The sequence below is a fragment of the Aneurinibacillus thermoaerophilus genome (assembly GCF_900099925.1).
GTDB lineage: Bacteria > Bacillota > Bacilli > Aneurinibacillales > Aneurinibacillaceae > Aneurinibacillus > Aneurinibacillus thermoaerophilus.
On sequence record NZ_FNDE01000007.1, the window covers coordinates 59,831 to 84,087 of the forward strand.

Consider the following 24,257-nt stretch of genomic DNA (forward strand, 5'->3'; position numbering starts at 1 on the left):
ATAAAATTCGAGCTTTTTTCTATATGTGCGGGTAATACTATGAGAAAAGGTAAGAAGGGGAAATTATGATCTATTTTGATAATAGCGCAACAACTCTTCCTCATCCGGACGTTGTAAAAGCGTTTGGCGATGTGGCAAGCCAATTTTTCGGCAATCCGTCTTCGCTCCATCATCTCGGCGGAAAGTCGGCGCAATTGCTCGATCAAGCGCGCAAAGTCGCTGCGGATTGTCTCGGTGTTCAGCCGGGGGAAATTGTATTTACATCCGGTGGTACTGAGAGCAATAATGCCGCGTTGAAAGGTGTAGCGATTCAGCATCGTTCGCGCGGTAAACATATTATTACAAGCAGCATAGAACACGCTTCGGTGTACGAAACATGTAAACAGTTAGAGGAATTAGGATATTCAGTAACATATTTGCCGACAGATGATAAAGGGCGTGTGCGGCCGGAGGATGTACAGCGCGCGCTCTCTGATGATACGATTCTTGTCTCGGTAATGTATGTGAACAGCGAACTAGGTACGGTGCAACCGATCGAGGAAATCGGTCGAATTTTGTCCGCGTATCCGAAAACATATTTTCATGTGGATGCGGTACAGGGGTTTGGTAAGTTGCCGCTTATGCCAGGAAAATGGGGCATTGACCTGTTGTCGCTGTCCGCGCACAAATTTCATGGGGTGCGCGGTTGCGGTCTTCTGTATGTTCGACGCGGCGTGATGCTGTCTCCGCTTATTATCGGAGGCGGACAGGAAGGAGGACTTCGTTCCGGCACAGAAAATGTACCAGGTATCGTCGCAATGGCTAAAGCGATGCGCATGCAACATGAGAGGCTCCAGGAAAACCATGAACATATGAAAAAGCTGCGTGCCCGCTTGATCGATGGCCTTCTGCCGCTTGAGTACTGCAAATTGAATGGCCCAGGCAAGGACGATGCTTATGCGGCACCGCATATTGTGAATGTCTCGTTTCCGGGCATAAAGGCGGAGGTTGTATTGCACGCACTTGAGAAGGAAGAAATTTATGTATCAACCCGTTCCGCTTGTTCTTCTAAGAACAGTAAACCGTCCCGAGTATTACTTGCGGCCGGGATTGACGAGGAGCGAGCACGCAGCGCATTGCGCATAAGCTTCTCGCCTGATAATACGGAAGCGGAAGTGGACGTGTTCATACGGGCGATCCAAAAAATTGTGCCAAATTTAGCAAAGATAATGAGGGTGTGAAGCATGCAGTATGAACATATTTTAATCCGTTATGGCGAGCTAGCGCTCAAAAAGCGTAACCGTGGCGATTTTGAAGCGCAGCTTGTCCGCAACATTAAAAAAAGCTTACAGGCTCACCCGAACGTACAGGTTGAGCGGGTGTACGGTCGGCTATATCTCGCATTAAACGGTGAACCGTATGAGCAGGTAGCAGAAAAGTTGAAGAAAGTATTTGGAATTTATTCGTTTAGCCCGACTCGCTTTCTTAAGACGTTCGAACTCGAAACGATCCAGCAAGCGGCACTGGAAGTGTTGAGAGACGTAGAACCAGTCCCGCGTACGTTTAAAGTAACGGTGAAGCGGCCAAACAAGCAGTTTCCGTATCGTTCCCAGGAGATGAACCATTTGGTGGGTAGTTACATCCTGCGCAATACGGAGAATATAAAAGTGGACGTGCACCATCCGGAAGTCGAACTCGTTGTGGAAATTCGTATCGAGGGGGTGTTTATTTCTTGTCGCACCATCCGCGGTATGGGTGGGCTGCCGACTGGAAGCAGTGGAAAAGCGATGTTGATGCTTTCTGGTGGTATTGATAGTCCAGTAGCGGGCTGGATGACCATGAAGCGCGGCGTACGCATTGAAGGCGTGCATTTTCACAGCTATCCATTCACTTCGGAACGGGCCAAGCAAAAGGTGATCGATCTGGCACGAATTTTATCGCAGTACAGCGGCGGAATGAAATTGCATATCGTGCCGTTTACGGAGATTCAAACCCAGATTCGTCAGCACTGCCCGGAGCATTATATGATTACGATTATGCGCCGCTTTATGATGCGCATTACGGAACGGTTGGCGCAGAAGCACGGAGCGCTGGCGATTGCGACTGGAGAAAGCCTGGGCCAAGTCGCTTCGCAGACGATGGAGAGTATGTATACGATTAATAGCGCGATCCATACGCCGGTTATTCGTCCGTTGATAGCGATGGATAAGGAAGAGATCATGGCAATTTCGAGACGAATTGGAACATATGAAACATCGATTTTGCCCTATGAAGATTGCTGTACGATTTTTGTGCCCAAATCTCCGGTGACGAAACCAAAACCGGAGCAGGCGGAAAAATTTGAGCGTGCGTTGGATGTGGAACGTCTCATTGAAGAAGCGGTTAACGGGGTAGAAACGATATGGATTGAATTTGGAGACGAAAAAGTAGAGCATCAAAATTTCTTCTAGAATTAGAATAACAGGGAAAATCATCTGAATTTCTTTGTCTCTTATATGCAAAAAAAGAGCAGAAATAACCTGCTCTTTTTTTGCGTTGCCTTTTTTATTTTGATCTTTGTTCCAGCCAGTCTCCGATCGTCGGATAAGTCTTGTTGATCGCCTGACGGCCGAAGCAAACGGAGACATGACCGGTAGGCATTACCACATACGTTTTGTCTTTGCTTGAAATAACGGGCATTAAAGCTTCAATCTGGTGTGGAAGTGCGATATGATCGCGTTCGGCGGCAATGTTTAGCACGTTTGCCTTAATATTGCTCAAATCGACTCTGCGTCCCCGGATATACAATTCGCCTTTTAGCAGTTTATTATGTTGATAGAATTCACGAATCCATTGGCGGAACGCTTCACCAGGAAATGGTATTCCGTCATTTACCCATTTTTGCATTAATTTCCATCCGGTAACGAAATTATCATTTTCCGCCCGGTCAACGAGATTTACATATGGCCCATAGAAGTTTACGATTGGTTTCAACATTTTATTTCCAAAGTCGATCATCTCCGGTGGAATGATACCCAGTGTATCGACCATTTTATCCAGATTGAAATATTTTTCATCGAGCCAGTGCGTAAATAAGCCAGCGTCAGCGAAGTCAAACGGACTCGTCATAAAGATAATGTTGCGGATCGGCAGATCAGGGTGGAGTGAAGCGAAAATAGACGTCATCGTGCCGCCCATGCAGTAACCGAGTAAGGAAATTTCGTCAGCTCCAGATGTTTTCAGCACTTTACGGACAGCGCGCGGAATGTAGTCCATGATGTAGTCGTCCAGCTTCATGTTACGATCTTCCAGCGCGGGTGTGCCCCAATCGATAAGATAGATGTCGAAGCCGCGATTTACCAAGTATTCGATAAGGCTGTTACCAGGGGATAAATCAAGAATATATGGCTTATTGATCAGTGCATAAATCATCAGTAACGGCACGCGGTGTTTTTTGGGTATGGCCGGCTGATAGCGGTATAGCTTTGCTTTGTTTTTTGTCCAGATAATTTCCTTTGGAGTCAGACCTACTTCCGGTTCAGCTTCTGTCGTCAGTACTTCCGTCGCTTTTTTAAAGCGGCGGTACGTGCGCTTTATCTCCTGGGGCATGGAGTCCAGCAAATCTTCCCAACTTTTTTTTGTTACTGGAGTTGCCATGTTTCCTCTTCCCTCCAACCTTCGAAATATTGGTGAAATATTTTGTCTTTTTATGTAACTACATGTAAAGACCGCCGTTAATGTTTAATTGTTGTCCTGTGATATATTCCCCGTCTTGGCACAAGTAAATAACGCCGCGCGCGATTTCCTCTGGAAGACCGAAACGTCGCACAGGGATTTTAGCCACGATTTGTGCACGGATTTCGTCCGGAATGGCCTGCACCATTTCGGTGTCGATAAATCCGGGGCAGATGGCGTTCACGGTGGTACCTGTTTTTGCCAGCTCAAGCGCGAGCGATTTGGTAAAGCCAATCATGCCAGCTTTAGCCGCAGAGTAGTTTGTTTGACCAAATCCACCGGCCTGGCCAATGATAGAGGAGATGTTAATAATACGTCCCGCGTCAGATTCTAAGATGTGAGAGAGAGCAGCCGTTGTCATATTGTAGACGCTGTTAAGATTGACTTGAATGACTTTATTCCAATCTTCATCGGTGATTTTGCGGAAGGTACGATCACGGGTGATCCCGGCATTATTTATCAGAATATCGAGCTTTCCATATTTGGTGATGGTTTCTTCCACAAGAACACGTGCTTGCACCGTATCGGATACATCAGCTTGTGCGGCAAACGCTTTGCCACCGACTTGCTCGATTTCTTTTACGGTTGTGTCCGCAGCTTCCCTGTTGCTGCTGTAGTTAATCACAACTTTGACGCCATGCGCCGCCAATTCTTTGGCAATCGCTGCGCCGATCCCACGGGAGCCACCTGTCACAATCGCTACTCTACCGTTTAAGTTCACCATAAATGAAACACCCCTTAGCTGACGTCATATTTATTAAAGAAAATAATAGATTAAGCACATTCAAAGAGCAGTCCTATCAAGAAGAGGGCGGACAGAACGTTTACTCTTTTTTCTGCTCCGTTTTTTCTTTGGATGTTGTTTCTTTGCTCGCTTCGACTTTCGTAACAGAAAGGGATGGTGACTTTGCTTGTTTTTGCAGCAGATCCATTACCTGGTTTAGTTTTTTATCAAGGTTTTTCATTTCATTTTTTACCTGAGTAATTTCCCGAGCCATATTGAGACTATTAAGCTGGTGCGATAACTCTTCCTCAATGATTTCTTCTAGGTTGTCAATTTTTGCTTCGAGATTGACGATAAGGGAAGCAAGATTGGAAATGTCTTCCCGGGAAGGCATGTTAGCCTGCGCCAGGTATTTCTCTGTGGATTGTTTTACCATGTTTTGATATTGAAGGTACATGTTGAGAAACTGTCCCATAAATTCGGAGAAGTCTTCTTTGCGCATGGATTCATCAAAAATTTTGCTCCATTGTGATTCAGTTTTGTCATACAAGTCTTTCCACATCGCAAAAAGATCGAACGGGATTTGATTACTCACTTGCTCATCTCCTCTTTGGAATTAAATTTTTCCACCTCACTATATGTATGTAAAGGAGGAATTTTTATGTATGAAAAATACATTTCATGTAAAAGTATAGTAAAGGTGGTAATGAAACTCAAATGAAAACATTCGATAAATTATGATATTTTTTTAAAGATTTTATGAAGGTTTTATGAACTGAAAGGAAAAATTTCATTTTATAGTTTAGGTTCTATGACCTATTCTATTAGTCATGATAAAAACTTTATGAAAAAATTAACGGAAACGTTTGACAAAAATTTCTTATAGGTGTAAATTACATATAAGAGATATTTACAGATTTGTAGGTGATGCACATGTCTGCGAGTGATGAAAAAGCTCGTTCTGGAGCCCAAATCAAAGAAGAAAAGCCGATTAGTAGTGCGCCCAAGAATTTAATGGTTCCGTTCCTTCTGTTAAGCCTGCGCGGTTGGAACGTGCACGGCTATGAACTGATTCAGCAACTGATTAAATTTGGCTTTCCCTCCATTGATCAGGGAAACGTGTATCGGACGTTGCGGCAGCTGGAGAAAGAAAAAATGGTGAAATCCGAATGGGACACGTCAGCAGGAGGACCAGCTAAACGGGTATATTCGCTGACGGATGCTGGTGAACAGTATTTAAAATCGTGGGCCGCTTCGCTGGAGCAATACCAGACCATGCTGGATCGTTTCTTTGATATGTACACCCAATTCTTCATGTTGGCCCCTAAAGAGAAAAACAAGGCGGAAAAAGAAGAGAAAAAGTAATAACGGCGGTACTGCAGCATGCTGCACTTACCATATACACTTTTCTTTTACTCATTTCTTTAAGGAGGAATTGAGATGGCAGTCAACAAAAAAGCAGAAAAAGAGCCTGTTGCAGTGCAGGCGGCTAACCAGGGCGGCGCAAGCATGATTGATACGATGTGGGATGGCTGGATGAACGGCGTAAAGATGGTATATGCCTACCAGCGCGAGATGGAAAATTTGATGCTGCAGACGCTTGAGCGCCAAAAGGAAATTTGGGAGAAGACAACAGAGAACCTTGAAAAGGTGGAAGAGGAAATGAAGAAATTCCTCGAAGATGCAAAAGTAAGCTACCAGAATAACATGAAAAATGTTGGCGGTGAACAATTGGGCAAAACGTTTGAAGAATGGGCGCAGCGTCTTGATGAAATCGCAAAGCGTATTCAGCAGCTCACGTGGACACCGGGAAAAGCCAGTCTGAATGTCGTGAACAAATCGCAGGAGCAGTTGGAGGTTTCCTTCAAAAACTTGCTTGCTCAGCAACAAAAAACGCGTGATGAAGTGCAGGCATTAATGGATAATTTCTTGCAACAGGTAAAAATGACCCAAAAAGGCTTGCTAGAATCTTTAGAGGCAAACAAAAATAATACCATTAACATGTTTAAATAATATTTTCTCTTCCCCCCGTTGTTCGGGGGATTTTCCTTGTTTTTTTGTCGAAAGATGTCAAAATAAAAAGAAATACGTAAAGAAAGAGGAAAAGAAAATGGATGTATATGAAAAAGCAAAGCATGTAGTAGAAAGAGCATACGAGGATATTAACATTGGGGACAAGGCGGAAATAAGCAAAACAATTACGAACGAGGATATTGTGGCTTTTGCGGAGTTGACCGGCGATGTAAATCCGATTCATTTGGATGAGGAGTTTGCCAAGAAGACGTTTTTTAAGGAAAGAATTGCGCATGGAATGTTGACGGCTAGCTTTATTTCCACCATATTGGGCACGCAATTGCCGGGGACAAATACTATCTATTTATCACAGAATGTAAAATTTAAAGCGCCTGTCAAAATTGGTGATACCGTTCGTGTGATTGCTGAAGTGGTTGAGAAAAGGGATGACAAAAAGATTATCAAACTGCATACTACTTTGGTGAACCAAAACGGCATCACCGTTGTCGAAGGTGAAGCTGTTGTCATGAAAATGAAGTAGAACAATGAGAAAAAATGAAAGAACCCGGAACAAATAGCCGGGTTCTTTTGCTGGAACAAAAATTACTCTGTTTCACCGCGTGCTTGTGCAAGTAGCAAAGTGATTTCATAGACGCTAGGAAATTCCCAATCTTTCCAGTCAATAGCTTCCATTGCTTTCCTCTCCTTTCTTGCAGTTCGGGTTATATCAACGTATACTCAATGAGTGAACAATGAGAGATGAGTAGTAAAGACTTTTTTCAGGTAAGTGTAATTTTCACCTATTTTCTACTAGTCTACCCGAAATGGGTTGCGATTATTCCGCATTTCATATGTTGATTTTTTATACATAATATGACCTGTACTTGAGTAAAAGGAGGTGGAGAGCGTATGCCTCTTTTGTTATACCATCGGGGAGAGGCATGTTGCTCTTTATGATGAAGAAAGTAAAACTGGCCGAGGAAATGGTCGAGGTGGGACGCCGCTTGTACCAGAGTGGATTCGTGGCCGCTAATGATGGAAATATTAGTGTCCGGGTCAATGAGAAGCACGTGCTTATTACGCCAAGCGGTGTGAGCAAAGGGTTTATGAGCGCGAGTTCGATGCTTCTTGTAAACCTTGAAGGTGAGGTAATTGAAGGAGAAGGGCGTCCGTCTACGGAAAGCGCAATGCATTTTGATATTTACAAACATAGACCAGATGTGCAGGCGGTTGTACATGCTCATCCGCCGACGGCAACGGGATTTGCGGTAGCTGGCATTCCGCTTGACCAGTTGGCGATGCCTGAGCTGATTGTCACAATGGGGACAATTCCGCTTGCACCGTACGGCATGCCAGGTACAGATGAACTTCCGTCCACGCTTCGTCCATATTATCAGGAGCACGACGCCATTCTTTTATCCAACCATGGCGCTGTTACCATGGGACGAACGCTTACGGAAGCGCTTTTTAAAATGGAATCGGTGGAGATGTGTGCCAAGATTTTATTTACTGCGCGCATGCTTGGGCGCGTAAGGGAATTATCTGACGAACAGGTAGATAAGCTTGTAGATTCTCGTTCGTTTTATGGGTTAAAAGGCGCCCATCCGGGCAAAAAAATCATTGAACAACGCCGTAAGAAAGGGGAACAATCATGACAAAAACGTATCAACCTCTCCGGTCTGTACGCTGGGAAGATGATGAACTTGTACTTTTGGATCAAACAAAATTGCCGGAACAAACGGAGTTCCTGACGCTAAAAGATGTCAAGCAGGTTTGGGATGCTATCGAGCGCCTGAAAGTCCGCGGCGCCCCGGCTATCGGCATTACCGCCGCATATGGTGTGTACGTGGCCGTGCGCCATTTCCCGGCCGCGACAGCGGAAGAGTTGCTCGCTGAAGTAAAGAAACAGGCCGATTATCTAGCTACTTCGCGCCCGACTGCTGTTAACCTATTCTGGGCGCTAAATCGTATGGTCAAGATAGCGGAAATAGCGACAGCGCAGGGACAATCCCCGGAAGCAATGAAACGGATGCTGCTTGTGGAGGCGCAGGCGATTCAAGCGGAAGATGAAGCGGTGTGCCGCGCGATTGGCGAACATGCGTTGACATTGTTTTCAGATGGCATAGGCGTGTTAACACATTGCAACGCCGGAGGGCTGGCGACTGCCAAATACGGCACGGCTACAGCTCCGATGTATTTGGCACATGAAAAAGGCTGGAAGATAAAAGTTTTTGCCGACGAAACGCGGCCGGTGCTACAGGGAGCGCGTTTGACAGCGTACGAGCTACAGCAAGCCGGCATTGATGTGACGCTGATTTGTGACAATATGGCAGCTAAAGTTATGGCTAACGGATGGGTGCAGGCGGTTATCGTCGGTACGGATCGTGTAGCAGCTAACGGCGATGTAGCGAACAAAATTGGCACCTACGGACTTGCCGTTCTGGCGCGCGCTCACAATATTCCGTTCTATGTGGCTGCGCCGCTGTCATCGATTGATTTAAATACACCGACTGGAAAAGAGATACCGATTGAAGAGCGGGAAGCGGATGAGATTATCCGTGGTATGGGACGCCAAATCGCTCCGAATGATATTAAAGTATATAATCCGGCGTTTGATGTGACCCCGCATGAGCTTGTTACGGCTATTATTACGGAGAAAGGTATTGTACGCGCACCTTATAAAGAAAATTTACGAGCTTTGTTTGAAAAATAAGTAGCGAAAACATTAATAAAATATATCTGTTAAAGCGATACGCCTCTTCTAGTTTTGCAAGAATATAATAACGCATAGCAGAAGAGGCGTATTTGTTTGCAGAAGTTTAAAAAACTAGCGGCGTCAAGTGAAAATAACCGACAAATACCGAACGGTTAGCATAAACCATGGCTTTTGTGGTAGGCTTAGTGTAGAAAAAAAAGGAAAATATGGATATGAAGAAGCAGCGTCGCCACCAAACGTTGTTTATTTCTTTTGCCGCCGGCGGCCCGAATCAGTACACCGGCAAAAGTATGCGGAAAGCGCATAAAGGTATGAATATTAAACATGAGCATTTCATGGCGATCGTTAACCATTTGGCTGCTGCTTTGAAAGAGTTTAATGTGTCTGAAGAAGATATTCAAGCCATCGCTGAAAAATTAATGCTGATGGAAAAAGAAATTGTCGAAGCGTAGAAATTTTATCGTAAAAAGGCTCTTCACCATAAGTTAAGCGCACTTTGTGTGGTGAAGAGCCTTGTTTCTTATTTTCGCCTTCTTTTAGCGTTTATCCTTTTATAAGTTTGCCGAATGTCCCCGTTTTTTTCCTATCCGCTGATCGACAAACCCTTTGACGTTAGCGACAGCTAAATATAAACTCATTGCTAATAGTGCAAGTTCGAATTCATAACCGCTGTTTGTACCATCACCAAGCAGCCCGAATGGCAGTTTTGCTTTTATGATCGCTCCTGCCATAACAATCGTGAAAAGCATGCCAATATAAGGGACGCCTAAACCAATAATGAGAAATATTCCGCCTATCACTTCAATAAAAGCGACAATGTAAGCAAGCATCCCCGGTAGTCCAATGCTTGCGAACCATTGTGCGATTCCGTCTAACCCCGATTGGAATTTCATCATGCCATGAGCAAGAAAAATAATCCCTAAAATGACTTGAATCAATAAATTCGCAACTTGTTGCCGATTGCTCATATATAACTCCTTTCGTTTTTGGTTATATAAAAAAAAGTTTTCTTTTGATAAACTAATGATATAAATACGATAGGTTTTTGTCAAATAAAATTAAAATTAATATAAGTTACTAAAGTCTGTTAAGATAAAAGTATATAAATATAACTTGATACATGGATATCCTTTGGTGGTTTCAGGGAAGAATCAGGTAACCCCATCATAATAAATGTCAAAACATCAAAAGTAATGGATATAAGGAGTAATAGCAGATGAATATTGGTGCAACGATTCGTGAAATACGTCAAAGAAAAGGGATTACGATTGCACAATTATGCGAAGGAACCGGGCTATCAAAAGGGTTTATGAGCCAAGTCGAAAATAATAAAGCCTCCCCTTCCATTGAAACATTAGCCACCATTGCCAAGTTTTTAAATGTTCCGCTTCCTTACCTGCTACTTGAAAAGGAAAATCGGATGAAGGTGGTTCGGCACAACGAACGAGAACGTAGCATATACGGAAAAGACGGGTTAGTTATTGAACATGTTGCTGAGGAAGGAGGATTACGTTTGTCGCTTGTCGAGATTCCGGTCGGATTTCCAAAAGAGAATGAGCCGAATGCTCATGAAGGGGAAGAGTGCCATCTTGTATTGCGCGGAAAATTGGAAGTGCAGCATGGAGAAGATGTTGCCGTTGTAGAAGAAGGGGACTCTTTTTCTTGGTGTGCTTGTGTACCGCATATTGTTCGGAATATTGGGGATGAATCAGCATTGCTTCTTATTTCAAACTATATTGAAAATCGAAGAAGGATTTATTAAACGCTTTGATATGAAGGTAATCCTGTTTCCTATTTTCCTCCTCTTTTATTTGTGATGATCCTTTTCCTTCTTGATATAATCTGCCAGAAAGCGTGGAAAAGTATAAGTACCGAGATGTATAATTTCAGGGAGAAGAAGAAAGCAGGAGATTTGGTATGATTCATAATCGTTACTATCGTATTTTTGTTATTGTATCGATGACAGTGCGCTTTTTTCTTCAGGTGTGGTGGTTTCAACGCACACACCGGAACGGGGAGCGAGCGGATATTCAGGAGCGGTGGGAAGCGCTCGTTGCAAAGCAGGCTCGTGAGTATAAACGGACGGCGCTTCGCCTTGGCGGATTGCTAATTAAAATGGGGCAATTTTTAAGCACGCGCGCCGATATTATGCCACGCGCGTTTACCGTAGAACTGGCGGATTTGACAGACCGCGTGCCCCCGGTGCCGTGGGAGAAAAGCCGGGCGATTATTGAAAAGGAGCTCAATCAGCCGATTGATCACCTGTTTGCTAATCTGTCAGCAAAGCCGGTTGCTTCTGCTTCGATCGGTGAAGTGTACGAAGGGTATTTAAAAAATGGAAAGCGAGTGGCGATCAAAGTACAACGCGCTGGCATCGAAAAAATTATCGATGCCGATTTAGCGGCTGCCAGAGTCGTTGTTCGTCTGGCAAAGCGATTTACCCGCCTTGGAAAAACAATGGATTTGGACGCATTGTACCGCGAATTGGAGCGCACTGTTTCCCGCGAATTGGATTTTCGTAAAGAACACGCCTATGCCAAACGCTTTGCCCAAATGTATGAAAGGGACGATAAAGTGCAGGTGCCTCACTATTACGAAGAATGGATAACGAGGCGGATTCTTGTGATGGAATGGGTGGAAGGAGCGAAAGTTACCGATCACGCATTTTTGGAAGCGCATCGAATTGATCGTGATGATATCGTGCAGCGCTTGACAAACATGTTTTTGCAACAGGTGCTTATTCACGGCTTTTTTCATGCTGATTTGCATCCGGGAAACATTTTTATCCGACCTGACGGCACGATTGTATTGCTTGATTTCGGAATGGTAGGGGAAATTAGGCAGGAATCGCGCAAGCATATTCAAACTCTGATTCAGGCTGTGGTGCTTAAGGATTACGATTTGATGGTACAGGCGCTTGATGCTTTGCATTTTTTGGCACCACATGCTGACAAAGAACAGGTGAAGCTCGCCTTGCAACGTGGACTTGAAATGTATTTTAACCGGGTGTTTGAGGTCTTGGATGACGAATTACTGGAAGAAATTCAGCTTAAGATTCAGGAATTTGTGCGGTTACAACCGGTTCAGCTTCCTGCGGAATATGCGTTTCTTGGACGAGCATTCAGCACAATTGTCGGCGTGCTCACGACGATTAAGCCGGATATTGACTTTATAGAAGTGGGGCGTCCGGTCGTTTCGGAATGGCTTAATCAACAGGAGATGTGGCTGGATAACCGTCGTCTGCTCGGCCAATTACTCCGGGATGTTGCCCGGGAAATGGTCGCTTTACCTCGTCAGATAAACCGTTGGATTGATTCGTCGATAGAAAAAGAGTATCGGGAACGAAAGCAGGCAGACATCGCGTGCTGGCTTGAACATTACAGAACGAAGCAGAGGGCGACACTTGTTTTTACGATCGTTGCGTGGGGAAGCGGCTTGACGTTATGGTTGGCCGCTCATACGCTGGAATCATATTTTTGCTTTGGAGTTACAGCATTGGCGCTGCAGCAGTGGATTTCAGCGTATCGTAAAGTCAGAAATTTATTGAAAGAGCATTCCGGAGAAGGATGGAATCGGAGAATAAATTAGGAAAAGCTTGGTTGACTTTTTCGCAAGGAAGCACACCGCCAGGAGGGGGGATTGGAAACGAATCTGTTTCGTAAGCAAAAAAGGCAACCAAGCTTATGGGAAGAAGATAGGGATTGGAGGAGTTTCAGGGTGAAAAATGGTACTCATCTTTAATTATTTTGTAAGTCACGTTTTAATACTGTTGCTTCGACTGTAGCGCCTTTCTCTTTAACCGCGCGTTCTCCCCATTTTTCATATAGTTTATCCACTATTTTTACCGTTCCCCAACCAAGTATCATGCCAGCAATTACATCGATGACCCAGTGAATTTCAAGGTACATGGTTGAAAAAATAATAAGCGAGCAATACGTTACCATAAGCCGGCGGAAGATTTTTCCCTTTTCCCTTAAGGCGAGAAGCAAGATGGCAAATGAAACGGACGTATGCATGCTTGGGAAACAATTCAGTGACCAGACGGCTGCTTGCTCCGGCGTGAAGTTGCGTGCCATTCCATCGGGATGACCGAGCACGTACCACACCTCTTGAAGAAGCACGGTTGTGTAAAATGGCACAATAATCGGAAGCTGGAACGTATGGCTGGAGAGCACATAGCGAAGCATTTTCCCTGTATCTCTTGTCAGAAAACTACGGATGACAGCTACCCATAATGCCAGCGAGAAACCGTATCCGTATACCCAACGCAGGAAGATGGTCAACCACTCCGGCTGGTAGATGCGGACGAAAGACGCATCATTAAAAGGAATGCTACGAAACAAGTGGTTCCAATTGAAAATATGTTTAATGTTTTTCATTTCCCATGAAGCGAGTTTATACCAGATATACGGTGCATAGCGATATATGTAATAAAGAATAAACAGCAGAAGAACGCCTTTGGGCAGGAAAGCGAGCCAGTTAATTGGCTTTTGGTCTTTCTTGAAATCGAGCAGTAACAATCCTAAGAAGATCCAGTTGAAAATAATCCAATTTTCTACAGTTGAGATATTCCAGACGATGATCCCTGCCAATACCAGCCAGATAACAAGCAAAATGCGCCGCGCAACAGGCATGCGCGTGATGCGGTGAAGCAACCCCTCTGTATGTTGTAGCATAGTTACACCTCTTAATTTTTAATATTCTATTTACAAAACGTTAATATTCAACTCATTATACTGAAAAAGATTGAAAGCTCGCTACTTGTTTTATTGGAAATGATAAAGTTGGAAAATAATAAATATGTAAAGTAAAATAACATTACTTTACATAAATATGCTTTCAAGCTATGAATTTATGAAAAAATACGAAAAAAAGAGAAAAAAGCTATGTAAACGGTAAGAATAAAAGATAATTAATGTTATATTTAATGACATAAGTTGCACAAGACGGGTGGTTTTGTATAATATTATGTAATAAAAACTAACATTAGGGGGCTGGGAACATGAATGCAGGAACACTGTTAAACTGGGTTGATGCATCATACGTATTTCTAGCGGCAATTTTAGTCATTTCCATGCAAATGGGGTTTGCGCTTTTAGAAGCAGGTTCTACCAGAATGAAAAATGCTGGTCATATTGCCGGGAAGCAAATTATTAGCTTTGCAATCGCGGGTTTATTCTTTTGGTTTGCTGGATTTGCTGTTACATTCGGGGAAGGCAATGGTTTTATCGGATGGAGTGGATGGATGCTTCAAACGGGAGCGAAAGGCGAGGACAAAGTGTTTGCCTCCCTTTCGTGGGCGGATATTCCGTTGGCGCTGAAGTTTTTATTCCAAATGGCATTTGCTGCGGTATCTCTGGCGATTGCCTGGGGCGGGTTTGCGGAACGGGCTAAATTTTCCGTTTATCTTGTATTTGGTATTTTGTTCACGACGATTATTTACCCGGTAATCGGTCACTGGGTATGGGGAGGCGGCTGGTTAAGCGAAATGGGCATGCAAGATTTCGCAGGGTCTACGGTTGTGCATTTGCAAGGCGCGCTGGCAGCGCTGGTAGCTACATTGTTGCTCGGTCCGCGAATTGGCAAATACACAAAAGATGGAAAACCGAATCTTCTTCCGGGACATAACCAGGTGTATTCCGTATTGGGTGTTATTATTCTCTGGATTGGCTGGTTCGGCTTTAATGCTGGCTCGACCATGTCGGTAAAAGACGGGTTCTTCGGGTATATTGCGCTGACAACTAACCTTGCGACAGCCGCGGGAGCCATTGCGGCCATGCTCATAGCGCGAGCGGTATTGGGGAAAGCGGATATTCCGAGCATGTTGAACGGTGTGTTAGCGGCGCTGGTGGCTATTACCGCGGCATGCGCGTTCGTGGAACCATGGGCGGCGGTCATTATCGGCGCGATAGCCAGCGTCCTGACGTTTTTTACATCTCTTTATTTCGAACGTAAAGGGGTGGATGATCCGGTATTTGCTTTTTCTGTGCATGGTGTGGCGGGCATCTGGGGCACGCTTTCCACCGGCTTCTTCGCGTCTCCTCGTCTTGTCGAGTACACCGGAATTGGTCAGGCTGGATTATTCTATGGCGGCAGCTTTCACCAATTTTATGTGCAAATAATCGGTGTGCTAGGCGCGGCTGTATACGTTGCGCTTATAAGCTTTATTATTCTCTATGCACTGAAAGCTACGATAGGATTGCGCGTAACGCCGGAAGAAGAGATAGTCGGTCTGGATTTGAGCGAACACGGTGCCTACGGATACCCGGAACATTTGGAATCAGCTGAAAAGCCAGCATATATCGCTGAAATAAATCCGAAAACCTTGTCACGTACGCTTGATATGAGATTACAGCAACGTGCGGAATGATATAAGAAAGGAAAAGCACACTACGATGACGCGGAGGCTAGACATTAGGAAGCAATGAATGAAAAAATAGAGACAGGGTGTGGAAACACAGAAAGTGTTTCCACACCCTGTTTTTACAATCAATAGTATAAAACGCGTGTTTTATTATGAACGGTATGTTGCAAACGCGATAATGCCTTCCTCATCATCCAATTCGAGTTCTAGGCTGGCTGCGAACGGATCGCGATTCAGTTCATGATGCAAATAGAAACGGATCGCTTCAATCATGTTTGCTTGAATCAGGATTTGTGTATGGCCGTTTTCAGTAGCGGAAGCAGAAAAACCATACTCATCATCCCACATGAGTTCAATGCTTACATCGTGCGGGCTGATCTGTTTCTTGTCCGCAATATAAAGGCAAAGCGCGTTTACGATCTCCTGCTCGGATAGCTTTAATTTCTCCATATATGAGCTTCCTTCTCTTTTTGTTTGTTTTTAAAGTGTACGTAGATTTTGCGGATCAGTACAATGACCATAACCACGAACAGCACGTTGATTAGCAGGCCGAGAATGGCGCCTAATCCGCCCAAGTTTCCGAGCAATCCGCCGAGCAGGAAGCCCGCCAAACCGCCAAACAGAAGCCCTTTCATAAATCCGCCGCTTTTTTGCGGAGTTGGCGCTTTTGTCGGTGCCGTATTTTTCGCCGGGCTGTTTACGTTATTAGAATTAGGTTTAGAAATATTGGAGTTTTGATCCTGTTTCGGCTGGAAGTTTTTCGTACCCGAGTTATACGATTTCTTTCCTTTTGCGCTGGCGTAATCAGCGTTTATAAAAGTGCCTGCACTAAAAACTAACGCGACAGCCATAAACAACATAAGAAACTTTTTCATTGTATTATCCCCCTCTCTAAAAGATCCATAATGATTACATATACTCTATACGGGATGGCCGCAAAAAGGTTTCAAAAATTTTTGCGCGGAAAATATTCGTTCCAGCGACGATTGACAAGCTGGGTAATATCTTCACGCGGCACGAGTTCGTCTGGATAGAATGGCTTCATGCGAGCATCGATAATAATAGGCCCTTCAAATTGCACTTTATTGTGGCTAAGCTTTGTTTTTGCGTATACGTCATGCGCCGGGTCAAAACGGGTAAATGTTGTCCATAGAAACGTCGTCTGGTCTATGATTTCATCCACATCGTCAACAAGGAAGACAAGCGGCCAGTCATGTAGTTTATGCTGCGCATGTTCTACCAGCTTGGCGGGCAGCTGTTCATCCGCGTCGAAGCTGGCACCTGATACGACAAGACACCCTCCGCAGTAAGCCTTGGCTTTGTTGATCCCGGGCAATGGCTCCCCACGGTATTCTCGCTGGAGTTCGCGGATAGGTTCGCCGATGCCGAGCATGATCGCCTTGCTGCCGTGATTGAATTTACGGCCTGTATAATCAAGCGTATCCATGGACGTGTCGTGTACAATTAACAGATCGCGCTGCGGATTGAAACGCGAGAGAATCGTCTCCAAGAATTGCGGGAAGTTTTGCAGATTACACGGTACGTCAGTCAGCATCAAAAACTTTGTCAGCGTCAACTGGCCTTCGCCCATGATGCGGAACGCGTGAGCCATCGCTTCCCGGTAGTAGCTTTCACGCACAATGGCCCCGGCTAGGGAGTGAAAGCCTGTTTCTCCGTATGTCCACAGATCTTTGACGCCTGGCATAACGACTGGAAAAATCGGTGACAGCAGACGCTGCAAATATTCGCCAATGAAGTAGTCTTCTTGGCGCGGTTTGCCGACTACTGTCGCCGGATAGATCGCGTCTTTGCGGCGGTACATTTTTTTTATATTGAACACAGGGAAATCATGTGTCCACGAGTAATAGCCATAGTGGTCGCCAAACGGCCCTTCCGGATGGCGCACGTGCGGCGGCACTTCACCGCAGAATGCGAACTCTGCTTGAGCGATTAGTTTATGCGCATGGTGGTCGATTTGTGTGACGTCCAGCTTGTCGCCCATCAGGAAGGAGGTGAAAATTAATTCCGGTAGCATTTCCGGCAGTGGCGCAATCGCCGTGACGATGAGCGCTGGTGGTCCACCGAGAAAAACAGTTACAGGTAAAGCCTGATTGCGGATTTCCGCTTCATGATGGTGAAACCCTCCGCCTTTATGGATTTGCCAGTGCATACCAGTTTGGTTTTTTTTCTGTACTTGCATGCGGTACATGCCGAGGTTGTGCTCTTTTGTTTCCGGGTGTTCGGTATAAACGAGCGGTAACGTAAAGAACGGCCCACCGTCGAGTTGCCAGCCTGTAAGCACGGGAAGTTTGTGTAGATCTACTTCTTTTTCTTCGACTTCCAGCACCGGGGCTTTGCTGTTGGGAACCGTGCGTAACCCGGTTTTGGCCACATCAAGCAACGGAGCCCGGTATTGCCAAAGCACACTCAGTTTCGGCGGAAATAGCTTATCCATTGCACCAATTAATTGTTTCACTAAATTTTCCGGACGTGGTCCGAATGCAAGTTCTACGCGTCGCTCCGTTCCGAACAGGTTCGTGATGACGGGAAATGAGCTGCCTTTCGGGTTGGTGAACAGCAACGCGGGTCCACCTTCAGCGATAATGCGCCGGTGAATTTCCGGAAGTTCCAGATACGGGTCAACCGGCGTGGAAATTTCCACGATGTCTTTTTCCCTTCGCAGCATTTCGATAAAACTTCGTAAATTGCTGTGCATATCATGCGTTCTCCTTGCCTTAAATTGTTCTTCTTTGCCTATTGTACATGGTTTACGTGTCTACTGCACATGAATTTATGCAAAAAGCGATTCTTTATGAAAATGCGTCGGAAAATCTATGATATGATGAGATAAAGAATAAAAGGGGAGGGAGCGGGAGCATTGATGAAACCGAAAATCGTTGTAACAAGGAAAATTCCGCAACAGGCATTGGAGCTTCTGGAGCGCACGGCGTCTTTGTATGTTTGGGAAAAAGAAGACAAGGTAATGCCGCGCGAATTGCTACTTAAAGAAATAAAAGATGCCCACGGCTTGTATTCTATGCTGGCCGATCGGATTGATACAGAAGTAATGGATGCCGCTCCGCATCTGCGGGTCATCAGCACGATGGCGGTGGGTTATGATAATATCGACATTGCCGAAGCGACGAAGCGCGGCATACGTGTTGGACATACGCCGGACGTGCTTACGGAAGCGACGGCGGATTTAGCTTTTGCCTTATTGATGGCTACCGCGCGCCGCTTGGGTGAAGGAATGGCTTGCATTAAAGAAGGGAAATGGAAGAATTGGTCGCCGATGTTTATGGCAGGGCAGGAGGTGTATGGTTCGACCCTTGGCATTATCGGAATGGGCCGCATTGGGGAAGGGGTCGCCCGTCGTGCCAAGGCGTTTGATATGCGTATTTTGTACCACAACCGGACACGGCGCCTGGAAGCAGAAGAAAAGCTCGGCGCCGTATATTGTTCGCTGGAGGAATTGCTGGATGAATCCGACCATGTGGTATTGCTAACGCCAGCCACAAAAGAAACGTACTATATGATGGGGGCAGCACAGTTTGCTCGCATGAAACGGACGGCTACATTTATTAACGTATCCCGCGGCACGAACGTGGACGAGGACGCGCTTTATCGGGCGCTGGTTAATAAAGAAATTTGGGCAGCAGGGCTTGATGTGTTTGAAAAAGAACCAATTCCTCCTTCGCATCCCTTACTTTCGCTCGATAATGTCGTAGCATTGCCTCATATTGGAAGTGCAACTGTACAGACACGTCTCCGCATGGCGATGGTAGCGGCGGAAAATGTGCTTCTAGGCGTAAAAGGCGAACGGTTAAGATATACGGCGAATCCCGATGTCTATGCATCATTATTATAAAGAAAAGATTCTGGATGGTGAAATATATGGCATACAAACTAGCTGCAATTGACATCGACGGAACGCTACTTACAGACGACTACCGGATTACAGAAAAAAACAAAAAGGCGTTGCGAGCAGCGGAAGAGGAAGGAGTACAAATTGTGCTTTGTTCCGGGCGCGCGCCTGTCAGCGTGCTTCCGATTCTTGAAGAAATCGGCATTCACGGTTATTTTATTTGTCATAACGGCGCGGTTACTACACACTCCAAAACGAAAGAAATTCTGCAGGAAAACGGTTTTTCTATGCAATCATTGAGAGGTGTGGTGGAGTACTGTCGCAGGGAAAATATTCACATGGACTTTTGCACCGCATTTGATATGTATACGGAAAGCATGGAGCGCGAAGACGTGCAACGGATGTACGCAAAATACCTCGCACAGCCAAAACTCATTCAGGATATGTTAACCGTGGAGGATAAGCTGGTTAAATTCACTTTATTTGGCACCGATGAACAGCTTAACAAAGCGTACGATGAATTTGCTGCGATGAATTTGCCGGTGCGGACGCTCCGCAGTGGTCCGTCTTATATCGATATTATTGATAAAGCGACTTCCAAAGGCGCGGCGCTAAGTAACCTTGCCGAATATTTAAATATTTCGCTGGCCGATACGATCGCTATCGGTAATTATTATAACGACCTTGATATGATTACTATGGCGGGAATTGGAGTAGCTGTGGCTAACGCACCGGAGGACGTAAAAGAAAAAGCCGACCTGATCGTCGCCTCTAATAATGAAAGCGGCGTGGCGGAAGCCTTGCAGCGTCTTGTGTTCGGGATGAAAAACTGCGTATAAAGACTTCCTTCGTATCGTTTCGCTGTTCATGTTGAGAAAATATGCATTCTATACAAATTTTTTCTTGAAATGTTAAAATATTATAGACAAAAAAGCGTCGAGACAGTATCATAAGAATAAAAATTGAATAAAGAGCGGGGAAAGGTGCAAATTGCCTGTGTGCTTTTTGCTTAAAAGGGAAGAACGGTGCAAATCCGACGCGGTCCCGCCACTGTAAATGGGGAGTGACTCCAGCAATATACGCCACTGTTTCTGTGATGAAATGGGAAGGTATGGAGAAGCGATGATCCATGAGCCAGGAGACCTGCCTTTCTCTAAGATGTTTCTGATTCTTCGGGGGGTGAGAATAAAGAAACGACAACAGTGTACAATACAGCTGGGCTTTTGTATGCTTTTTTTCTTGTATTGTTCCATTGTTTGTTATTGCAACATTTCATTGTATGTGAGGCCACCCTTGTATAAGGGTGGCTTTGTTTGTTATTGTGCATTGACATTTCTTTAAGAGCGAAGGGGGTAATGAGAAAATGGGTTTCAGAAATACATGGAAAAAGTATTTTGCTTTATTCACGATCTTCTTTCTTTTTATTTCTACAGTGTTAGGGTTTTCTTGGTTTCAACCGAAGCCGGCTTATGCTTCTATTGTACCAAAAATAAGAGGAGATTTGGGGAGCGATACTACAGTAACTCCTGATACAGTAACCGTACAAGAGCAGTCTACTGGCCATTCTGTTGGCATTGAAGAGGCGATTCAGACAGCGAGTCAGTATGCCCTGAGCCATAATCAACTATCTGAATGGGAAGCAATCGGGCTTGCGCGCGCTGGACAAGCGGTTCCGGCAAGCTATCTCGAAAGCATAGAACGGGAGGTCGCGGCCGCAAAAGGACAGTACCGTAAAGTAACCGACTATGAACGAATTGCTTTAGCGGTCAAAGCGGTAGGCGGTGATCCGACCGCAATCGCCGGCTATAACTTCATCGAAAAAATTTACAACAATTCTCGCATGACAAACCAAGGGCTCAACGGACCGATTTTTGCTTTAATCGCCCTTGACTGCGGAGATTACAAAACGCCTGAAGATGCGCAATGGAATCGCGAGAAGCTTATTGCTTACATTGTGCAACATCAATATGCGGACGGAAGTTGGCCGCTTTCGCCCGGAGCCGAAAGCAATCTCGATATAACGGCGATGGCGCTGACCTCTCTTGCGCCATACAAAAACCGTCCTGAAGTGCAAACGGTTGTTGATAAGGCGGTTGCTTATTTATCGGCTCAACAAAATGAAACGGGCGGATACACATTTCGTTTTTTGGGGGACGTAACGGAGCCGAGCGAGACTACAGCCCAGGTGATTATCGCTTTAACCGCGAATGGCATAGACCCGACTTCAGCCGCTTTCACAAAATCAGGAAAAAATTTGTTGCATCATTTGCTTTCATACCGGCAGTCGGACGGAGGCTTTGTCCATGTAGCGGGCGGAAAAACGGATAGGATGGCTACGGAACAAGCGTTGCAGGCGCTGGTAGCATATGATTTATTTACGAAGGGGAAATCTCCGCTTTATCGCTTCGCGGCTCAGCCTTCACCACCAACATCGGAAAAACCTCCAACGGAACCAGGGTCGCCGCTTCCCGATGGATCAACACCGCCTGAAGGAGGAACGCCCCCGAATACACCTGTTCCTGTAAAAAAAACAATTACGCTATCCGTAATCGGGGATAGTCAGCGCGGCGTCATTTTGCCTGCTCAGTCGGTAGAGCTGAAGGAGGGGGACACAGCCTATACCGTTCTCCGGCGTATGTTAGGCAATAAAGTAGAATCTCGCGGTTCCGGGGCGACGCTGTACGTAGAAGCCATTGATGGGCTGGGGGAGTTTGATCGCGGTCCGCAGAGCGGTTGGATGTATTCGGTTAACGGCTGGTTTCCCAATTACAGTGCAGGCATTTATATGTTAGAAGATGGGGATGTTGTAGCCTGGCGCTATACGCTTGATCTCGGCAAGGATTTAGGTGCGTATTTTCTTGAGGATACGTACAAAGATGGAACATTTTCCATTCCGGCGCATGTTGAAAATGAACTTAACCGTATTGGTCTTACGCCGAATAATACACAGCCGATAAGCAAAGTGGCCACAACGACGGTTGTGCTAAATGCTGCCGAAAGAATGGATGCCAGGCAAGCGGAGCAGATAAAGCAATCGTTGGCTAATCATACGGTATCGTTACAACAGTCCGTTTCAGCCGCTGTCGAAAGCGTAATTAAAGATAATATGGATGAAGTACAACTCATCGTTCCAGCGCAAGCTTTATCCAAAACAACTTCGCTCACGATTACCGAACAGATGGTTCAACGTCCGGAGCTTGTCTCTGGGATATATGATTTCGGGCCGGATGGTACGAAGTTTAACAAATCGATATACATTATGATAAAAATTCCTATCGAAACGGAGCAATTACACGCTCTTGTATTGGCATGGCTGGACGAGCAGAAAAATGAGTGGATTCCGATCCCCGCAGTATTGGATGCGAAAACAGGTATTATTATCGGAAAAGTGGATCATTTCACAAAATTTGCGGTGATCGATCGCAGCAAAGTAGAGAAGACAGCACAGTCCATTCCATCGTTGGATGTGGAGATTGAATCTCTTTGTAAACGAATTCTCGCAAACGCAAGCGATGGTAATCTTACTGAATGGGAAGCGTTCGCGCTGGCCCGCGCTGGCCGCAAGCTCCCTCCGGGCTATCTTGCCTCCATCGAAAAAATGCTTAGAGAGAAAAATGGACAATTTCGCAAAGTAACCGATTATGAGCGCATTGCCCTAGCCGTGAAAGCAGCAGGAGGGAATCCAGCCAGCATCGGCGGTTACAATTTAATCGAGAAAATTTACAATCATGAGCATATGACCATTCAGGGAACAAATGGGCCGATTTTCGCGCTGTTAGCTTTTGATAGCGGTAAATACGAAATTCCTAATCATGCCAGATGGACAAGAAATACGTTGATCGACTGGTTGGTGCAGCAGCAGAATCCAAATGGTGGTTTTCCGCTTGTAAAAGGAGAGGAAAGCAATGTCGATATTACAGCGATGGCCATTACTGCCTTGTCTTCATATTTAGAGAAAAAAGACGTAAAACAGGCGGTTGACAAAGCGGTACAATGGCTTTCTGAGGTTCAGCTCAAAAATGGCGGCTATAAACTGTTCGGCGATGAAAATAGCGAAAGTGTCTCCCAGGTTATCATTGCCCTTGCTTCAGTTGGAATCGATCCGAAAGATGCAAGATTTGTGAAAGAGGAAGGAGATGTCGTGACCAGTTTATTCCGCTTTAAACAAGCGGATGGCGGATACGCCCATGTTATCGGCCAGCCGGCCAATAAAATGGCAACTGAGCAGGCGCTTATGGCGCTAGTAGCGTATGATCGGTTCCTAACAGGAAAAGAAAAGCTTTATCAAATAACGGAAACACAAGCCCAGGCTACCTTTGACACAGATACAACGCCAATGCGTTTTGTAGACGAGGGGGCGATCTCTGACTGGGCGATGGCGGCTGTGTATCAAGCGTATGAGAAGGGCCTGATGGAAAGCGTTAGCGAGGTGGAACAACGTTTTGCTCCGAAACAGGCCATGACACGGGCGCAGTTGACGGTGTTATTGATGAAATTGCGTAATGAAATGCCTGCGGTTGAGGCAAAACAAGTTTTTATGGATGTTACACCGGAAAATTGGTATTACGGTTATGTTATGAAAGCAAGAGAAAAAGGAATTGTTCAAGGGGTTACCCCTTCTTCTTTCCAACCTGAACAAATTGTTTCCCGTCAGGAAATGGCGGTTATGATTGCAAAAGCATTTGGGCTGTCTCCCGCTTTGAAACAGGCGAGCTTCCGGGACAATGACCGGGCGTTCAGGAAGACTTTGCCATATATACAGGCGGTTCGCGAGCAAAAGATTATGGTTGGAGCGGACGACGCTTTTTATCCGGACGTTCCCGTTACACGGGAAATGGCGGCTGTTGTTGCCATTAAATTATATGAAAAAATGAATAAATAA

22 protein-coding genes and 1 riboswitch are annotated in these 24,257 nt (G+C 45.3%); of the genes, 14 read left to right on the plus strand and 8 right to left on the minus strand.

Annotated features, from left to right (window positions below; all coding sequences use genetic code 11):
• The first annotated feature begins 65 nt into the window (after positions 1-65).
• Positions 66-1,220, plus strand: a complete 1,155-nt coding sequence (locus BLR88_RS05810) for a cysteine desulfurase family protein (protein ID WP_057899525.1) — start codon at positions 66-68, stop codon at positions 1,218-1,220.
• A 3-nt stretch (positions 1,221-1,223) separates the two neighbouring features.
• The gene (gene thiI / locus BLR88_RS05815) at positions 1,224-2,429 is read left to right on the plus strand and encodes a tRNA uracil 4-sulfurtransferase ThiI (protein WP_057899524.1); all 1,206 of its coding nucleotides are present in this window, start codon (positions 1,224-1,226) and stop codon (positions 2,427-2,429) included.
• Between the two features lie 94 nt (positions 2,430-2,523).
• Here thiI and phaC read toward each other — a convergent pair whose 3' ends face one another.
• The 3 genes from phaC to BLR88_RS05830 all read right to left on the minus strand — a co-directional run bounded on the left by phaC (position 2,524) and on the right by BLR88_RS05830 (position 5,012).
• Positions 2,524-3,615, minus strand: coding sequence for a class III poly(R)-hydroxyalkanoic acid synthase subunit PhaC (gene phaC / locus BLR88_RS05820; RefSeq protein ID WP_057899523.1), 1,092 nt, complete (start codon positions 3,613-3,615; stop codon positions 2,524-2,526).
• A 58-nt stretch (positions 3,616-3,673) separates the two neighbouring features.
• Complete coding sequence (phbB, locus tag BLR88_RS05825) at positions 3,674-4,417, minus strand: acetoacetyl-CoA reductase (RefSeq protein WP_057899522.1); 744 nt, start codon at positions 4,415-4,417, stop codon at positions 3,674-3,676.
• A 100-nt stretch (positions 4,418-4,517) separates the two neighbouring features.
• Positions 4,518-5,012, minus strand: a complete 495-nt coding sequence (locus tag BLR88_RS05830; protein ID WP_057899521.1) for a poly(R)-hydroxyalkanoic acid synthase subunit PhaE — start codon at positions 5,010-5,012, stop codon at positions 4,518-4,520.
• Between the two features lie 338 nt (positions 5,013-5,350).
• On the opposite strand from BLR88_RS05830, the gene phaQ reads away from it, so the two are divergent.
• From phaQ to BLR88_RS05860, 6 genes are all read left to right on the plus strand, one after another.
• A complete protein-coding gene (phaQ, locus tag BLR88_RS05835) occupies positions 5,351-5,782 on the plus strand; it encodes a poly-beta-hydroxybutyrate-responsive repressor (protein WP_057899520.1) in 432 nt (143 codons plus the stop codon).
• A 75-nt stretch (positions 5,783-5,857) separates the two neighbouring features.
• Positions 5,858-6,430: a polyhydroxyalkanoic acid inclusion protein PhaP gene (phaP, locus tag BLR88_RS05840; protein ID WP_057899519.1), complete on the plus strand. Its 573-nt coding sequence runs from the start codon at positions 5,858-5,860 to the stop codon at positions 6,428-6,430.
• 97 nt (positions 6,431-6,527) lie between these two features.
• Positions 6,528-6,971: a MaoC family dehydratase gene (locus BLR88_RS05845; protein WP_057899518.1), complete on the plus strand. Its 444-nt coding sequence runs from the start codon at positions 6,528-6,530 to the stop codon at positions 6,969-6,971.
• 412 nt (positions 6,972-7,383) lie between these two features.
• A complete protein-coding gene (locus BLR88_RS05850) occupies positions 7,384-8,085 on the plus strand; it encodes a class II aldolase/adducin family protein (protein WP_204244838.1) in 702 nt (233 codons plus the stop codon).
• Complete coding sequence (gene mtnA / locus BLR88_RS05855; RefSeq protein ID WP_057899517.1) at positions 8,082-9,143, plus strand: S-methyl-5-thioribose-1-phosphate isomerase; 1,062 nt, start codon at positions 8,082-8,084, stop codon at positions 9,141-9,143. Before BLR88_RS05850 ends, mtnA begins: the two co-directional genes overlap by 4 nt.
• Positions 9,144-9,358: 215 nt before the next feature.
• The gene (locus BLR88_RS05860) at positions 9,359-9,598 is read left to right on the plus strand and encodes a group I truncated hemoglobin (protein WP_057899516.1); all 240 of its coding nucleotides are present in this window, start codon (positions 9,359-9,361) and stop codon (positions 9,596-9,598) included.
• Between the two features lie 99 nt (positions 9,599-9,697).
• Here BLR88_RS05860 and BLR88_RS05865 read toward each other — a convergent pair whose 3' ends face one another.
• A complete protein-coding gene (locus BLR88_RS05865; RefSeq protein WP_057899515.1) occupies positions 9,698-10,114 on the minus strand; it encodes a DoxX family protein in 417 nt (138 codons plus the stop codon).
• 248 nt (positions 10,115-10,362) lie between these two features.
• Between BLR88_RS05865 and BLR88_RS05870 the strand changes: the two genes are divergently transcribed.
• Together BLR88_RS05870 and BLR88_RS05875 are read left to right on the plus strand one after the other, a co-directional pair.
• Positions 10,363-10,908, plus strand: coding sequence for a helix-turn-helix domain-containing protein (locus tag BLR88_RS05870; protein WP_057899514.1), 546 nt, complete (start codon positions 10,363-10,365; stop codon positions 10,906-10,908).
• Between the two features lie 155 nt (positions 10,909-11,063).
• Positions 11,064-12,734 carry an ABC1 kinase family protein gene (locus BLR88_RS05875; protein ID WP_091260162.1) on the plus strand — a complete coding sequence of 557 codons (1,671 nt, stop codon included), beginning with the start codon at positions 11,064-11,066 and terminating at the stop codon, positions 12,732-12,734.
• A gap of 149 nt (positions 12,735-12,883) precedes the next feature.
• Here the strand turns inward: BLR88_RS05875 and BLR88_RS05880 are convergent, their stop codons facing one another.
• On the minus strand, positions 12,884-13,822 hold the full coding sequence (locus BLR88_RS05880; protein ID WP_057899512.1) for a phosphatase PAP2 family protein: 939 nt from the start codon (positions 13,820-13,822) through the stop codon (positions 12,884-12,886).
• Positions 13,823-14,148: 326 nt separating this feature from the next.
• On the opposite strand from BLR88_RS05880, the gene BLR88_RS05885 reads away from it, so the two are divergent.
• Complete coding sequence (locus BLR88_RS05885; RefSeq protein ID WP_057899511.1) at positions 14,149-15,516, plus strand: ammonium transporter; 1,368 nt, start codon at positions 14,149-14,151, stop codon at positions 15,514-15,516.
• Between the two features lie 144 nt (positions 15,517-15,660).
• Here BLR88_RS05885 and BLR88_RS05890 read toward each other — a convergent pair whose 3' ends face one another.
• The 3 genes from BLR88_RS05890 to BLR88_RS05900 form a co-directional block, all read right to left on the minus strand.
• The gene (locus BLR88_RS05890) at positions 15,661-15,960 is read right to left on the minus strand and encodes a YxcD family protein (RefSeq protein ID WP_057899510.1); all 300 of its coding nucleotides are present in this window, start codon (positions 15,958-15,960) and stop codon (positions 15,661-15,663) included.
• The gene (locus BLR88_RS05895; RefSeq protein ID WP_057899509.1) at positions 15,948-16,385 is read right to left on the minus strand and encodes a hypothetical protein; all 438 of its coding nucleotides are present in this window, start codon (positions 16,383-16,385) and stop codon (positions 15,948-15,950) included. The genes BLR88_RS05890 and BLR88_RS05895 overlap by 13 nt, the downstream gene beginning before the upstream one ends.
• A gap of 71 nt (positions 16,386-16,456) precedes the next feature.
• Positions 16,457-18,226, minus strand: coding sequence for a UbiD family decarboxylase (locus tag BLR88_RS05900; protein WP_057899508.1), 1,770 nt, complete (start codon positions 18,224-18,226; stop codon positions 16,457-16,459).
• 165 nt (positions 18,227-18,391) lie between these two features.
• Between BLR88_RS05900 and BLR88_RS05905 the strand changes: the two genes are divergently transcribed.
• The 3 genes from BLR88_RS05905 to BLR88_RS05915 all read left to right on the plus strand — a co-directional run bounded on the left by BLR88_RS05905 (position 18,392) and on the right by BLR88_RS05915 (position 24,257).
• On the plus strand, positions 18,392-19,378 hold the full coding sequence (locus BLR88_RS05905) for a 2-hydroxyacid dehydrogenase (RefSeq protein WP_091260164.1): 987 nt from the start codon (positions 18,392-18,394) through the stop codon (positions 19,376-19,378).
• A 26-nt stretch (positions 19,379-19,404) separates the two neighbouring features.
• Complete coding sequence (locus BLR88_RS05910) at positions 19,405-20,214, plus strand: Cof-type HAD-IIB family hydrolase (protein WP_057899506.1); 810 nt, start codon at positions 19,405-19,407, stop codon at positions 20,212-20,214.
• Between the two features lie 125 nt (positions 20,215-20,339).
• Positions 20,340-20,540: riboswitch (cobalamin riboswitch) on the plus strand.
• A gap of 198 nt (positions 20,541-20,738) precedes the next feature.
• A complete protein-coding gene (locus tag BLR88_RS05915; protein ID WP_091260166.1) occupies positions 20,739-24,257 on the plus strand; it encodes an S-layer homology domain-containing protein in 3,519 nt (1,172 codons plus the stop codon).

What these genes read in the sequence shown, in the direction of transcription:
- mtnA (WP_057899517.1), top strand. Translation starts at nt 8,082, where the DNA reads ATGACAAAAACGTATCAACCTCTCCGGTCTGTACGCTGGGAAGATGAT.
- BLR88_RS05905 (WP_091260164.1), top strand. Translation starts at nt 18,392, where the DNA reads ATGAAACCGAAAATCGTTGTAACAAGGAAAATTCCGCAACAGGCATTG.
- thiI (WP_057899524.1), top strand. Translation starts at nt 1,224, where the DNA reads ATGCAGTATGAACATATTTTAATCCGTTATGGCGAGCTAGCGCTCAAA.
- BLR88_RS05900 (WP_057899508.1), bottom strand. Translation starts at nt 18,226, where the DNA reads ATGCACAGCAATTTACGAAGTTTTATCGAAATGCTGCGAAGGGAAAAA.
- BLR88_RS05895 (WP_057899509.1), bottom strand. Translation starts at nt 16,385, where the DNA reads ATGAAAAAGTTTCTTATGTTGTTTATGGCTGTCGCGTTAGTTTTTAGT.
- BLR88_RS05915 (WP_091260166.1), top strand. Translation starts at nt 20,739, where the DNA reads ATGGGTTTCAGAAATACATGGAAAAAGTATTTTGCTTTATTCACGATC.
- phaP (WP_057899519.1), top strand. Translation starts at nt 5,858, where the DNA reads ATGGCAGTCAACAAAAAAGCAGAAAAAGAGCCTGTTGCAGTGCAGGCG.
- phaC (WP_057899523.1), bottom strand. Translation starts at nt 3,615, where the DNA reads ATGGCAACTCCAGTAACAAAAAAAAGTTGGGAAGATTTGCTGGACTCC.
- BLR88_RS05885 (WP_057899511.1), top strand. Translation starts at nt 14,149, where the DNA reads ATGAATGCAGGAACACTGTTAAACTGGGTTGATGCATCATACGTATTT.
- BLR88_RS05910 (WP_057899506.1), top strand. Translation starts at nt 19,405, where the DNA reads ATGGCATACAAACTAGCTGCAATTGACATCGACGGAACGCTACTTACA.
- BLR88_RS05860 (WP_057899516.1), top strand. Translation starts at nt 9,359, where the DNA reads ATGAAGAAGCAGCGTCGCCACCAAACGTTGTTTATTTCTTTTGCCGCC.
- BLR88_RS05880 (WP_057899512.1), bottom strand. Translation starts at nt 13,822, where the DNA reads ATGCTACAACATACAGAGGGGTTGCTTCACCGCATCACGCGCATGCCT.
- BLR88_RS05850 (WP_204244838.1), top strand. Translation starts at nt 7,384, where the DNA reads ATGATGAAGAAAGTAAAACTGGCCGAGGAAATGGTCGAGGTGGGACGC.
- BLR88_RS05875 (WP_091260162.1), top strand. Translation starts at nt 11,064, where the DNA reads ATGATTCATAATCGTTACTATCGTATTTTTGTTATTGTATCGATGACA.
- BLR88_RS05890 (WP_057899510.1), bottom strand. Translation starts at nt 15,960, where the DNA reads ATGGAGAAATTAAAGCTATCCGAGCAGGAGATCGTAAACGCGCTTTGC.
- BLR88_RS05865 (WP_057899515.1), bottom strand. Translation starts at nt 10,114, where the DNA reads ATGAGCAATCGGCAACAAGTTGCGAATTTATTGATTCAAGTCATTTTA.
- phaQ (WP_057899520.1), top strand. Translation starts at nt 5,351, where the DNA reads ATGTCTGCGAGTGATGAAAAAGCTCGTTCTGGAGCCCAAATCAAAGAA.
- BLR88_RS05845 (WP_057899518.1), top strand. Translation starts at nt 6,528, where the DNA reads ATGGATGTATATGAAAAAGCAAAGCATGTAGTAGAAAGAGCATACGAG.
- BLR88_RS05870 (WP_057899514.1), top strand. Translation starts at nt 10,363, where the DNA reads ATGAATATTGGTGCAACGATTCGTGAAATACGTCAAAGAAAAGGGATT.
- phbB (WP_057899522.1), bottom strand. Translation starts at nt 4,417, where the DNA reads ATGGTGAACTTAAACGGTAGAGTAGCGATTGTGACAGGTGGCTCCCGT.
- BLR88_RS05810 (WP_057899525.1), top strand. Translation starts at nt 66, where the DNA reads ATGATCTATTTTGATAATAGCGCAACAACTCTTCCTCATCCGGACGTT.